The sequence below is a fragment of the Streptomyces hesseae genome (genome assembly GCF_031845785.1).
In the GTDB taxonomy this organism is placed as follows: Bacteria; Actinomycetota; Actinomycetes; order Streptomycetales; family Streptomycetaceae; genus Streptomyces; species Streptomyces hesseae.
In genome coordinates this window covers 112509-124739 of the sequence record NZ_JAVRFI010000009.1, presented here as the reverse complement: position 1 = coordinate 124739, position 12231 = coordinate 112509, and the positions used below count along the sequence as shown (strand labels likewise).

Genomic DNA, 12231 nt, shown 5'->3' with positions numbered 1-12231 from the left:
GAACGTGTGCCGCCCTCGCCCGTGCTACCCCGGGGCGCAAAACCCCCGGACCTTTGCGGAGATCGCGACCCTCACGCTGCCTCGCGGCACGCCCGCGCAGACAACGAACCGCGATATCCATGGAAAAGGGACGGACGCGCGTGGACCTGTTCGAGTACCAGGCGAGGGACCTCTTCGCCAAGCACGGTGTACCGGTGCTGGCCGGTGAAGTCATCGACACGCCTGAGGCGGCGCGCGAGGCCACTGAGCGTCTGGGCGGCCGTTCGGTCGTCAAGGCTCAGGTGAAGGTCGGCGGCCGCGGCAAGGCCGGCGGCGTGAAGCTGGCCGCCACCCCGGACGAGGCCGTCGCCCGCGCGACGGACATCCTCGGCATGGACATCAAGGGCCACACGGTCCACAAGGTCATGATCGCCGAGACCGCTCCGGAGATCGCCGAGGAGTACTACGTCTCGTACCTCCTCGACCGCACCAACCGCACCTTCCTCGCCATGGCGTCCGTCGCCGGCGGTATGGACATCGAGGAGGTCGCCGCGACGACCCCCGAGAAGCTCGCCAAGGTGCCGGTCGACGCCAATGAGGGCGTCTCGATCGAGAAGGCCCGCGAGATCGTCGCCCAGGCGAAGTTCCCGGCCGAGGTCGCCGAGCAGGTCGCCGAGGTCATGGTGACCCTGTGGAAGACCTTCATCGCCGAGGACGCGCTCCTCGTCGAGGTCAACCCGCTCGCGAAGGTCGCCGACGGCCGCGTCATCGCGCTCGACGGCAAGGTCTCGCTCGACGCGAACGCCGACTTCCGCCAGCCGGAGCACGAGGCGCTCGAGGACAAGGACTCGGCCAACCCGCTCGAGGCGGCGGCCAAGGCCAAGGGCCTCAACTACGTCAAGCTCGACGGCCAGGTCGGCATCATCGGCAACGGCGCGGGTCTCGTCATGAGCACCCTGGACGTCGTCGCCTACGCCGGTGAGAACCACGGTGGCGTCAAGCCCGCCAACTTCCTCGACATCGGTGGCGGCGCCTCCGCCGAGGTGATGGCGGACGGCCTCGAGATCATCCTCGGCGACCCGGACGTCAAGTCCGTCTTCGTCAACGTCTTCGGTGGCATCACCGCGTGCGACGAGGTCGCCAAGGGCATCGTCCAGGCCCTGGAGCTGCTGAAGTCCAAGGGCGAGAACGTCAGCAAGCCGCTGGTCGTGCGCCTCGACGGCAACAACGCGGAGCTGGGTCGCAAGATCCTGTCGGACGCCAACCACCCGCTCGTGCAGCGCGTGGACACCATGGACGGCGCGGCCGACAAGGCCGCCGAGCTGGCTGCGGCTAAGTAAGGGACGAGGACTCCACAACCATGGCTATCTTCCTCACCAAGGACAGCAAGGTCATCGTCCAGGGGATGACCGGCGCCACGGGCATGAAGCACACCAAGCTCATGCTGGCCGACGGCACCAACATCGTCGGTGGCGTGAACCCGCGCAAGGCCGGCACGAGCGTCGACTTCGACGGCACCGAGGTGCCCGTCTTCGGCTCCGTCGCCGAGGCGATGGAGAAGACCGGTGCCGACGTCACCGTCGTCTTCGTGCCGCCGGCCTTCGCCAAGGCCGCCGTCGTCGAGGCGATCGACGCCGAGATCGGCCTGGCCGTCGTGATCACCGAGGGCATCGCGGTCCACGACTCCGCCGCCTTCTGGGCGTACGCGGGCTCGAAGGGCAACAAGACCCGGATCATCGGCCCGAACTGCCCCGGTCTCATCACCCCGGGTCAGTCCAACGCCGGCATCATCCCGGGCGACATCACCAAGCCCGGCCGCATCGGTCTGGTGTCCAAGTCGGGCACGCTGACCTACCAGATGATGTACGAGCTCCGTGACATCGGCTTCTCCTCGGCCGTCGGTATCGGTGGCGACCCGATCATCGGCACCACCCACATCGACGCGCTCGCCGCGTTCGAGGCCGACCCCGAGACCGACCTGATCGTCATGATCGGCGAGATCGGCGGCGACGCCGAGGAGCGGGCCGCGGACTTCATCAAGGCCAACGTCACCAAGCCGGTCGTCGGCTACGTGGCCGGTTTCACCGCGCCCGAGGGCAAGACGATGGGCCACGCCGGTGCGATCGTGTCCGGTTCGTCCGGCACCGCCCAGGCGAAGAAGGAGGCCCTCGAGGCCGCGGGCGTGAAGGTCGGCAAGACCCCGTCCGAGACGGCTCGCCTCGCGCGCGCCGCGCTGGCCGGCTGACGCCGCCTCTGTTCCACGGCGTGGGCCCGTACCCCGGTAAAGGGTGCGGGCCCACGCCCGTATCCCGTATTCACTCGCCGCGCCCGGTCGGACCAGCACCTGGTTGGACTAAAAGGTTCATAACCGTATTCGCTGCCATACAAGCGACACGACGGTTAAATGCCAGCTACCCGCCCGAAAGGCGCGTTATTGGCAGCATGGCCCTGTGAGTGAATACGCCGGTCACGGCCCGTCGCCGACGACGGAGTACCGGCCCGCGGAGGCGGATCCGGTGCCCTGGGCGCCGGCGCTGCCCGGGTCGGCGAGCACGGCGTTCATCGGCGGGGTGCTCGCCGCGGGGCTGGGCCTGGGTGCCTTCGCCATGGCCGTCCTGGCGATGTGGATCACCTCCCCCTACCCCGACAGCGGCCCCGCGGGCGCGCTGCGCGTCGCCGCCGACCTGTGGCTGCTCGCGCACGGCGCCGGTCTCGTACGGACCGAGACGCTGGCCGGGCCGCCCGCGCCGATCGCGCTGACCCCGCTGCTGTGCGCGCTCGTGCCCTGCACCCTGCTCTACCGCGCCGCCTGCCACGCCCTCGAGCCCCCCGAGGACGCGCCCCCGGACACCCCGGGCCCCGCGCCCCGCCCGGCGTTCACCGCCATGCTCGGCGGCTACCTCCTGGTGGCCCTGGCGGCCGTCATCTACGCCTGGTCCAGCCCGGTACGGCCCGCGCCGCTGAGCACGCTGCTCCAGATGCCGCTCGTCGCGGCGGCGTTCATCGCCGCCGGGGTGTGGACGGCCGACGGGCGGCCGGGCCTCCCGGCGCCGCACTTCGTACGCCGGGTGCTGCCCACGCCGCTGCGACGGTGGTTCACCCGGGCCCGGCTGAACGCGATCGCCCGCACCGGGGCGACGGCGGTGGCCGTCCTCCTCGGCGGCGGCCTGCTGCTGGTGGCCGCCTCGCTTGTCATGCACGCCGGGACGGCCCAGGACGCCGCCATTCAGCTGGCGCCGCGCTGGTCCGGACGGGTGGCGCTGGCGCTGCTCAGTGTGGCGCTGCTGCCCAACGCGATGGTCTGGGCGGTGGCGTACGGGCTCGGGCCCGGCTTCACGGTGGGCGCGGGCAGCCTGGTCGCCCCGCTGAGCGCCGCGCCGGACCGGCCTGTGCTGCCGCGCTTCCCCCTGCTCGCGGCGCTGCCCGAGCCCGGCGCGGCGAGCCCGCTCGTCCTGGCGGGCGCGGCGGCGCTCGCGGCCGGCGCGGGCATCGCGGTCGCGCACACCGCCGTACCGAGGCGCGCCCCGCGTGTGGGCTATGGGGAGGCCGCCGTGACAGCGGTACTGGGCGCGTTGCTGTGCGGGGTGTTGATGACGGTGCTGGCGTACGCGTCGTCGGGCGCGATCGGCAACGACGCGCTCGCCGGCTTCGGCCCGCCGTGCTGGCGCACCGGGGGCGCGGCGGCGGCCTGGACGGCGGCGATCGGCCTGCCGGGGGCGCTGGTGGTGCGGTGGCGGCGGGGAGCGGTGCCGAGTGCGCGGGGTGCGCGGGCGGAGAGCGGGGAGTCGCTGACGGGGTGGCGGCGGGTGGGGTACGCGCTGGGGTTGGCGGTTGCGGTGGGGGGAGCGGGGGTGGCGGAGCCCGCGCCGGAACCTGCCGCTTCGGAGCCCGCCGAGCGGGTGCCGGAATCGGGTCCCGAGCCGGGGTCGGATCCCGACCCCGGCCCCGACCCTGATCCCGATCCCGATCCCGATCCGAAGGCCTCGCGGTCGTTGTGGGCGGCGATGGTGGCGTGGTTCGGCTTCCGGGTGCCCGGGAGCGCGCGGCCCGTGCCCGAGCCCGAGCCGGAGCCGGTCGTGTACGAGCCGGAGACGTTGCCGCTGACGCCGACGCGGCATCTGCGGGACGCCGCCGCCGAGGCGGAGGAGCCGCCGGAGCCGCGGGAGCGGGGGCGGCACCGGCCGCCGCGGGGCAAGCGGGGGCGGCGGCGCGGGGCCGCCGCGTCGGACTGGCACGAGCCGTCGGCGCGACGGCACCGGTGGGCGGCGCTCAAGGATTCGGGGGGCGGGCTGATGCCGGACTTCGAGCCGCAGGAGGGGAAGGGGGAGTAGGCCCCAACCCCGCCCTTTCTCCCCCAGCTACCGCTGGGAGGTGCCCCCAGTTTCCGAGCGGGGCCTGCGGCCCCCTCGCACCCCCGCTGCCAGGGCTTCGCCTCTGGAACCCCGCCCCCCGGCCCTCGCCGTGCGAAGCGCGGGGGTTCGAGGGGGCGAAGCCCCTTCGGAAACGGTGAAAGGGCGGGACCGGGGCACACCCCATCCGCCCGCACGGCACCGCCGGGCCGCGCCACGGTGGCCGATCGCCGCGGCGGCGGGAAAGGGGGCGCCCAGCGCTCAGTCCTGCGTCCCCAGCAGTGGGCGGAACTGCTTCGGGAGGTGGTTCTCGCAGGCCGCGCGGGATGTCTGGGTGAGGGCGTCGTCGACGCACGTGTAGTAGTCGCGGTAGACGATGTGGAAGGCGAACGTCGCCGCCACGATGGCCAGCGCGAGCCCGCCCGTGACCAGGCCGCTGACCGCCGCCGTCGTCTGGGGGCGGAAGCCGCCGGGGGTGGGCGGCGGGGCGGGGGTGTCCGGGTCGCGGGGCCTGGGCTTGGCCCGCAGGGAGCTGATGCCCCAGTAGACGGAGAGGGCGCCGAGCAGCAGGGCCACCTGCGGAATGCTGAAGAGGGCGAAGAAGAAGCCCCACATGCCCGCGAGCAGGGCGTAGCGGGCGCGCCGCTGGGCCGGGTCCGTGGGGTCCCAGCGGAGGCCGCCCGGGCCGCCGGGGCCGCCCGAGGGGCCCTGGCCGCCGCCGAAGCCGCCGCCCTGCCGTCCCGGCTGCCGGCTGCTCCACTGGCTGCCCCAGGCCGGGCGCTCCTCGCCCGAGCCGGAGCCCGAGCCGGAGCCCTGGCCTTTCTCACCGTCGCCCTCGCCCTTGTCGGAGCCGCCGGGGCCGCCGGGGTTGCCGCTCGCGGGAGTGCGCGGCTGCCACGGGCGGTCCGGGCTGCCCTCGGGCGGGGCGGCGAAGGGGTTGTCCCGCTCCTCCGCGGCGGAGGACGGCCGGGGCCGGCCCTCACGCGACGCGAAGCCCGTGGCAGTGGCGGGCTGCCCGGGCTGCGGGGGGCGGTGAACCGCGTGGCGGCGTCGGTCCGGCATGTGGAGTGTGTCTTCCCCTGGTGTGGTCGTCCTGCACCTTCGAGCCTACGGTGACACGCGCTTTTTCCCGTGCCGTTTCCCGTGCCGCCGTCCGGTCCGGTCCCGACGCTACCTCCCGTGCCCGCCCCCGTCCCGTGGGGGCGGTTCGGAGTGCCGGTATCGTTGCTGGCGGTCGGCGGCTTCGTAGAGTCCCCCGTAATCGGCGACCCCTCCGACTCGTACGACCATACAAACCGCATCGCCCCGCGAGAAAGGGCCCCACCGTGGCCGCCCCCGCCCGCCCCGCCCGTGTCGTCGTGCTCGTCTCCGGTTCCGGTACGAACCTTCAGGCCCTGCTGGACGCCATCGCCGCCGACCCCGACGGCTACGGCGCCCGCGTCGTGGCCGTGGGCGCCGACCGGGACGGCGTCGCGGGCCTGGAGCGTGCCGAGCGCGCCGGGCTGCCGACGTATGTGTGCCGGGTGAAGGACCACCCCACCCGTGAGGCGTGGGACGAGGCGCTGACGGAGGCGACGGCCGCGTACGAGCCGGACCTCGTCGTCACCGCCGGCTTTATGAAGATCGTGGGGAGGGCGTTCCTCGCCCGGTTCGGCGGGCGGATCGTCAATACCCACCCCGCTCTCCTCCCCAGCTTTCCCGGTGCCCACGGGGTGCGCGACGCGCTCGCGTACGGCGTGACGGTCACCGGGTGCACCGTCCACTTCGTCGACGAAGGCGTCGACACCGGCCCGATCATCGCCCAGGGCGTGGTGGAGATCCGGGACGAGGACGACGAGTCCGCGCTGCATGAGCGGATCAAGGAAGTCGAGCGTTCGCTGCTCGTCGATGTCGTGGGGCGTCTGGCCCGCGACGGCTACCGCATAGAGGGACGAAAGGTAAGGATCCCGTGACCGTCGAAGGTACGACCGCCGAAGCCACCGCCGAAGCCGAGGCCATGAAGCGGCCCATCCGCCGGGCACTGATCAGCGTCTACGACAAGACGGGGCTGGAGGAGCTGGCCCGGGGGCTGCACGACGCGGGCGTCGAGCTGGTCTCCACCGGTTCCACGGCCGGCCGGATCGCCGCCGCCGGCGTCCCCGTCACCAAGGTCGAGGAGCTCACCGGCTTCCCCGAGTGCCTGGACGGCCGGGTGAAGACCCTTCACCCCCGCGTCCACGCCGGCATCCTCGCCGACCAGCGCCTGGAGGCGCACCGCGCGCAGCTCGACGAGCTGGGCGTCAGCCCCTTCGAGCTGGTGATCGTCAACCTCTACCCGTTCCGGGAGACCGTCGCCTCGGGCGCCTCGCCCGACGAGTGCGTCGAGCAGATCGACATCGGCGGCCCCTCGATGGTCCGCGCCGCCGCCAAGAACCACCCCTCCGTCGCCGTGATCGTCAACCCCGGCCGCTACGACGACGTGCTCAAGGCCGTCGGCGACGGCGGTTTCGGCCTCGCCGCCCGCAAGCGGCTGGCCGCCGAGGCGTTCCAGCACACGGCCGCCTACGACGTGGCCGTGGCGAACTGGTTCGCGGAGGGCTACGGCGCGGACGAGAGCCCGTGGCCCGACTTCATCGGGGTCTCCTACGCCCGCAAGCAGGTGCTGCGCTACGGCGAGAACCCGCACCAGCCCGCCGCGCTCTACCTCGACCCCACCGGCACGGGGCTGGCGAACGCGGAGCAGCTGCACGGCAAGGAGATGTCGTACAACAACTTCGTCGACACCGACGCCGCGCGCCGCGCCGCCTACGACCACGCCGACCCCTGCGTCGCGATCATCAAGCACGCCAACCCGTGCGGCATCGCGACCGGTTCCGACGTCGCCGAGGCCCACCGCAAGGCCCACGCCTGCGACCCGCTGTCCGCCTTCGGCGGCGTCATCGCCGTCAACCGGCCGGTGTCGGTGGCGATGGCCGAGCAGGTCGCGGAGATCTTCACCGAGGTCCTCGTCGCGCCCGGCTACGAGGACGGCGCCGTCGAGGTCCTGGCCCGGAAGAAGAACATCCGGGTGCTGCGCTGCGCCGACGCGCCCGCCGCGCACGGCGAGTCCCGGCCCATCGAGGGCGGTCTGCTGGTCCAGGCCAAGGACCGCCTCCAGGCCGAGGGCGACGACCCGGCCAACTGGACGCTCGCCACGGGCGAGGCGCTCTCCGCCGAGGAGCTGGCCGAGCTGGCCTTCGCGTGGAAGGCCTGCCGCGCGGTGAAGTCCAACGCCATCCTGCTGGCCAAGGACGGCGCGACCGTCGGCGTCGGCATGGGCCAGGTCAACCGCGTGGACTCCGCGAAGCTGGCCGTCCAGCGGGCGGGCGAGGAGCGCGCCCGGGGCTCGTACGCCGCGTCCGACGCGTTCTTCCCGTTCCCCGACGGGCTGGAGGTGCTGACCGCCGCCGGTATCAAGGCGGTGGCCCAGCCGGGCGGTTCGGTCCGGGACGAGCAGGTGGTGGAGGCCGCGAAGGCGGCCGGCGTGACGATGTACTTCACGGGTACGCGCCACTTCTTCCACTGAGCCCTGAGAACGAGGAAGGCCGCGCCCTCGACAGCGGAGCGCGGCCTTCCGGGAACGCCTCAGCGGACCCGTACGACCACCGTGCCGACGATCTTGTCGGCGAAGGTCTGCTTCTTCTCGTCCCACAGCGGCCAGAGGTAGCCGAGGTAGAGAAAACTGTCGACGACGTGGCACAGGTTGCGGACGAACGCCATGCCGAAGCCGGTGGGCATGCCGTCGCGCTCGCGCAGGACGCTGATGCCCACGGCCTTCTTGCCCGGCGTCTGGCCCGTCTTGCCCTGGCGGTAGAGGGACCAGAAGCCGAGGACGAAGCTGAGGACGAAACCGGCACCGATCATGACCAGGCCGCCGGTCGTCATCCCCGTCGACTGCTGGCAGTAGCCCTGGCTGTCCTCGTACGTGGAGCAGTCCTCGTATCCCGTGATCCACATGACGGCGCCGGCGACCATGAGGATCACCGGCGCCAGCCCCAGGATCAGGCAGTCCAGGATGGTCGCGCCCACGCGCGCCCCCCAGCCCGCCAGCGGCGGGCGCTGCTGCATGGCGTACGGGTCCTGCGGGTAGCCGCCGTAGCCGTACGCCCCGTACGCCCCGGGCTGCTGGGGGAACGGCGGGTGCTGCGGGTACGGCTGCCCCGGCTGCTGCGGCGGGCCGTAGCCCGGCGGGGGCGGCGGGTAGGGCGGGTTCGGGTGGGTCACCTGGACGTGTCCTTAGAGCGGTGGCTGATTCGTAGGGGACGGCCGTGGCCTCGGCCACGGCGGCCGCAATCGTAGACATACGGTCGTACCGCGCGGCGTCGCGCGGTACGACCTCCGACCTGAGTGGAACCAACCCCACCCGATCCGCGAGGATGTGCACCATGACCGCCCAGATTCTCGATGGCAAGGCCACCGCGGCCGCGATCAAGTCAGAACTCTCCACCCGTGTGCAGGCGCTGAAGGCCCGGGGCATCACCCCCGGCCTGGGCACGATCCTGGTCGGGGAGGACCCGGGCAGCCAGAAGTACGTGGCCGGCAAGCACCGCGACTGCGCCGAGGTCGGCATCGCCTCCATCCAGCGCGAGCTGCCCGCGACCGCCACCCAGGAGGAGATCGAGGCGGTCGTCCGGGAGCTCAACGAGGACCCGGCCTGCACCGGCTACATCGTCCAGCTGCCGCTGCCCAAGGGCATCGACGAGAACCGCGTCCTCGGCCTGATGGACCCGGCCAAGGACGCCGACGGCCTCCACCCGACCAACCTCGGCCACCTGGTCCTCAACGAGCCCGCCCCGCTGCCCTGCACTCCCAACGGCATCATCACCCTGCTGCGCCGGCACGGCGTGGAGATCAACGGTGCCGAGGTGGTCGTGGTCGGGCGCGGTGTGACCATCGGCCGTCCGATGCCGCTGCTGCTGACCCGCCGCTCCGTGAACGCCACGGTCACGCAGTGCCACACCGGCACCCGGGACCTGGCGGCCCATCTGAAGCGGGCCGACATCATCGTGGCCGCGGCGGGCGTGCCGCACCTGGTCAAGCCCGAGGACGTCAAGCCCGGCGCGGCCGTCCTCGACGTCGGCGTCAGCCGCGACGAGAACGGCAAGATCGTCGGCGATGTCCACCCGGGCGTGCGCGAGGTCGCGGGCTGGATCTCCCCGAACCCCGGCGGCGTCGGCCCGATGACCCGCGCCCTGCTGCTGGTCAACGTGGTGGAGGCCGCCGAGAGGGACGCCGAGGCCGCCGGAGGCGGCGATGCGGCCTGAGGCCACCGGACCGGGCGTGAACGGATCGGCGAACGGATCGGCGAACGGAGCCGGCGGGTCGGCCGGCTCCGGCGGTTCCGCCGACCGGCCGGGCGGTTCCGCCGACAAGGCCGACGGACCGGGCAAGCCGTCCGGCGAGCCCGCCGGCAGGGCGCACGCGCACGGCTCCACCCGTCGCCCCCCGCAGGTCACCCAGGACACCGCGCGCCCCGAGGGCGGCGGCCGCGCCGCGCCCGGGGGCGCCCCGGCGCCCGCCCGGCAGTGGCCGTTGCTGGCGGTCCTGGGAGCCACCGGCCTGGGCCTGCTGATCGTGGCCTTCGACGCCTTCCGGGTGGGGGCGCTGATCATCGGGCTGGCGCTGATCGGCGGCGCGGTGCTGCGCTGGACGCTGCCGTCCGTCGGCATGCTCGCCGTGCGCTCCCGGTTCACCGATCTCTTCGTGTACGGCGGCCTGGGCCTGGCGATCGTGCTGCTCGCCCTGATGGCCCAGCCGCACGCGTGGCTGAAGATCCCGTTCCTGGAGGACATGCTGCACTTCACCGTGCAGTAGGTCGTAGGGCAAGGTGCGTGGCGTGGGGCCGCCCGGTGCGTCGGCCCCACGAATATCTTGATGTCAAGGTATTCCTTGAGGACCGTGGTTGCGTGAGAAGGGGTGTTCCGGCTCATGGCCAAGATCAAGGTCGCCAACCCCGTCGTCGAGCTCGACGGCGACGAGATGACCCGCATCATCTGGCGGTTCATCAAGGAAAAACTGATCCTGCCCTACCTCGACGTCGAGCTGAAGTACTACGACCTGGGCATCGAGAACCGCGACGCCACGGGTGACCAGGTGACGGTCGACGCCGCCCACGCCATCAAGGAGTGCGGCGTCGGGGTGAAGTGCGCGACCATCACCCCGGACGAGGCCCGCGTCGAGGAGTTCAACCTCAAGGCGATGTACCGCTCGCCCAACGGCACCATCCGCAACATCCTCGGCGGAGTGATCTTCCGCGAACCGATCATCATGAGCAATGTGCCGCGGCTGGTGCCCGGCTGGACCAAGCCCATCGTCGTCGGCCGTCACGCCTTCGGCGACCAGTACCGCGCGACGGACCTCAAGGTCCCCGGCGAGGGCACGCTCACCATGACCTTCACCCCCAAGGACGGCTCCGAGCCCGTCGAGCTGGAGGTCTGCGAGTTCCCGGGCGCCGGCGTCGCGCTGTCCATGTACAACCTGGACGACTCGATCCGCGACTTCGCCCGCGCCTCGTTCCGCTACGGCCTCGACCGCGGCTACCCGGTGTACATGTCCACCAAGAACACGATCCTCAAGAAGTACGACGGCCGCTTCAAGGACATCTTCCAGGCGGTCTTCGACGCGGAGTACCGGGAGGGCTTCGAGGCGGCGGGCCTGACCTACGAGCACCGGCTGATCGACGACATGGTCGCCGCCGTGCTCAAGTGGGAGGGCGGCTACGTCTGGGCGTGCAAGAACTACGACGGTGACGTCCAGTCGGACGGCGTCGCGCAGGGCTTCGGCTCGCTGGGGCTGATGACCTCGGTGCTGATGTCCCCCGACGGCCGGACGATCGAGGCCGAGGCCGCGCACGGCACGGTCACCCGCCACTACCGGCAGCACCAGGCGGGCAAGGCCACCTCCACCAACCCCATCGCCTCGATCTTCGCCTGGACCCGGGCCCTGGCCCACCGCGGCAGGCTGGACGGCACGCCCGAGGTCGTCCGGTTCGCGGAGACGCTGGAGAAGGTCTGCGTCGAGACCGTGGAGGGCGGCCAGATGACCAAGGACCTGGCCCAGCTGATCGGACCCGGTCAGCCGTGGCTGACGACCGAACAGTTCCTGGCGGCCCTGGACGAGAACCTGCGGAAGCGGACGACGACGCCGGCGGCGTAGCCCCCGGGCGGGCGTGACGGTGGCCCGTCCTCTCCCCCGTGGGAGGACGGACCACCGGGTTCTCACGGCTGATCAGGTGGTCAGCCGTTCACCCACGCCTCGACATGGGTGTTCTTCTTGCCCTTGAGGATCAGGTTGAAGGCCTGGCCGGGCTTGGCGGCCACGGTCGCGTAGTGCTTCTTGCCGTTGCACTGGTGCGTCTTGGTGTAGGAGCCGCCCCCCGCGACCTTCACCGTCAGGCCGGCCTCGCCGCCGCCCCAGCAGGTGAAGACGCCGCGGGCCATGTTCGATCCCTGGGGCACCGGCGAGAACCCGGAGACCCACTTGTGGCCGTGGGTGCCGAGGTAGTCGCCGGAGATGTCGGCGTTCCACAGATTCCGCCAGTGCTCCTGGGCCTGCGCCGCGTTCGCGGCCGGGGCCGCCAGGGCGAGCCCGCCGCCCAGCATGAGGGTCGCGGCGGAGACGGCAACGCTCCTGCGTACGTTCATGATCCGGATTCCTCCCCGTTGACGATCGGTTGGGGACGGCACGGGGTGGACCGTGCCGTCCCCGGCTTTGCAGGATTGACTGTGATGCGCCACATCCCCTCCTGCCAAAGGATCGCCGGGAATTGGGCCATCGTGGGACGTCCCACGGCCCCACCTGCGAGGACGCCGGGTCCCACGAGGTCGTGGTGGGACGGGTGAGGGACGGCCGGGCTGGCCGGAAACCACGGCTCCCGGTCCCGGGT

At 72.3% G+C, this 12231-nt stretch carries 11 protein-coding genes; 8 read left to right on the top strand and 3 right to left on the bottom strand.

Annotated features, from left to right (window positions below):
* Nucleotides 1-140 precede the first annotated feature (140 nt).
* The 3 genes from sucC to RM609_RS16540 all read left to right on the top strand — a co-directional run bounded on the left by sucC (nucleotide 141) and on the right by RM609_RS16540 (nucleotide 4310).
* Entirely contained in the window at nucleotides 141-1319 is a 1179-nt protein-coding gene (sucC, locus tag RM609_RS16550) for an ADP-forming succinate--CoA ligase subunit beta (protein WP_311611632.1), read from the top strand.
* 20 nt (nucleotides 1320-1339) lie between these two features.
* Entirely contained in the window at nucleotides 1340-2224 is an 885-nt protein-coding gene (sucD, locus tag RM609_RS16545; RefSeq protein WP_311611630.1) for a succinate--CoA ligase subunit alpha, read from the top strand.
* A gap of 205 nt (nucleotides 2225-2429) precedes the next feature.
* Entirely contained in the window at nucleotides 2430-4310 is a 1881-nt protein-coding gene (locus RM609_RS16540; protein ID WP_311611628.1) for a cell division protein PerM, read from the top strand.
* 279 nt (nucleotides 4311-4589) lie between these two features.
* Here RM609_RS16540 and RM609_RS16535 read toward each other — a convergent pair whose 3' ends face one another.
* The gene (locus RM609_RS16535) at nucleotides 4590-5390 is read right to left on the bottom strand and encodes a hypothetical protein (RefSeq protein WP_311611627.1); all 801 of its coding nucleotides are present in this window, start codon (nucleotides 5388-5390) and stop codon (nucleotides 4590-4592) included.
* A gap of 263 nt (nucleotides 5391-5653) precedes the next feature.
* Between RM609_RS16535 and purN the strand changes: the two genes are divergently transcribed.
* Together purN and purH are read left to right on the top strand one after the other, a co-directional pair.
* The gene (purN, locus tag RM609_RS16530; RefSeq protein WP_311611626.1) at nucleotides 5654-6280 is read left to right on the top strand and encodes a phosphoribosylglycinamide formyltransferase; all 627 of its coding nucleotides are present in this window, start codon (nucleotides 5654-5656) and stop codon (nucleotides 6278-6280) included.
* 44 nt (nucleotides 6281-6324) lie between these two features.
* On the top strand, nucleotides 6325-7872 hold the full coding sequence (gene purH, locus RM609_RS16525) for a bifunctional phosphoribosylaminoimidazolecarboxamide formyltransferase/IMP cyclohydrolase (protein ID WP_311611816.1): 1548 nt from the start codon (nucleotides 6325-6327) through the stop codon (nucleotides 7870-7872).
* A gap of 59 nt (nucleotides 7873-7931) precedes the next feature.
* Here purH and RM609_RS16520 read toward each other — a convergent pair whose 3' ends face one another.
* On the bottom strand, nucleotides 7932-8570 hold the full coding sequence (locus RM609_RS16520; protein ID WP_311611624.1) for an RDD family protein: 639 nt from the start codon (nucleotides 8568-8570) through the stop codon (nucleotides 7932-7934).
* 161 nt (nucleotides 8571-8731) lie between these two features.
* On the opposite strand from RM609_RS16520, the gene RM609_RS16515 reads away from it, so the two are divergent.
* The 3 genes from RM609_RS16515 to RM609_RS16505 all read left to right on the top strand — a co-directional run bounded on the left by RM609_RS16515 (nucleotide 8732) and on the right by RM609_RS16505 (nucleotide 11501).
* A complete protein-coding gene (locus RM609_RS16515) occupies nucleotides 8732-9610 on the top strand; it encodes a bifunctional methylenetetrahydrofolate dehydrogenase/methenyltetrahydrofolate cyclohydrolase (protein WP_311611622.1) in 879 nt (292 codons plus the stop codon).
* Between the two features lie 16 nt (nucleotides 9611-9626).
* Complete coding sequence (locus tag RM609_RS16510) at nucleotides 9627-10160, top strand: DUF3017 domain-containing protein (protein ID WP_311611620.1); 534 nt, start codon at nucleotides 9627-9629, stop codon at nucleotides 10158-10160.
* 114 nt (nucleotides 10161-10274) lie between these two features.
* Complete coding sequence (locus RM609_RS16505; protein ID WP_311611618.1) at nucleotides 10275-11501, top strand: NADP-dependent isocitrate dehydrogenase; 1227 nt, start codon at nucleotides 10275-10277, stop codon at nucleotides 11499-11501.
* An 80-nt stretch (nucleotides 11502-11581) separates the two neighbouring features.
* Here RM609_RS16505 and RM609_RS16500 read toward each other — a convergent pair whose 3' ends face one another.
* Nucleotides 11582-11989, bottom strand: a complete 408-nt coding sequence (locus RM609_RS16500; protein ID WP_311611617.1) for a hypothetical protein — start codon at nucleotides 11987-11989, stop codon at nucleotides 11582-11584.
* Nucleotides 11990-12231: the final 242 nt, after the last annotated feature.

What these genes read in the sequence shown, in the direction of transcription:
- sucD (WP_311611630.1), top strand. Translation starts at nt 1,340, where the DNA reads ATGGCTATCTTCCTCACCAAGGACAGCAAGGTCATCGTCCAGGGGATG.
- RM609_RS16535 (WP_311611627.1), bottom strand. Translation starts at nt 5,390, where the DNA reads ATGCCGGACCGACGCCGCCACGCGGTTCACCGCCCCCCGCAGCCCGGG.
- purH (WP_311611816.1), top strand. Translation starts at nt 6,325, where the DNA reads ATGAAGCGGCCCATCCGCCGGGCACTGATCAGCGTCTACGACAAGACG.
- RM609_RS16515 (WP_311611622.1), top strand. Translation starts at nt 8,732, where the DNA reads ATGACCGCCCAGATTCTCGATGGCAAGGCCACCGCGGCCGCGATCAAG.
- RM609_RS16505 (WP_311611618.1), top strand. Translation starts at nt 10,275, where the DNA reads ATGGCCAAGATCAAGGTCGCCAACCCCGTCGTCGAGCTCGACGGCGAC.
- RM609_RS16500 (WP_311611617.1), bottom strand. Translation starts at nt 11,989, where the DNA reads ATGAACGTACGCAGGAGCGTTGCCGTCTCCGCCGCGACCCTCATGCTG.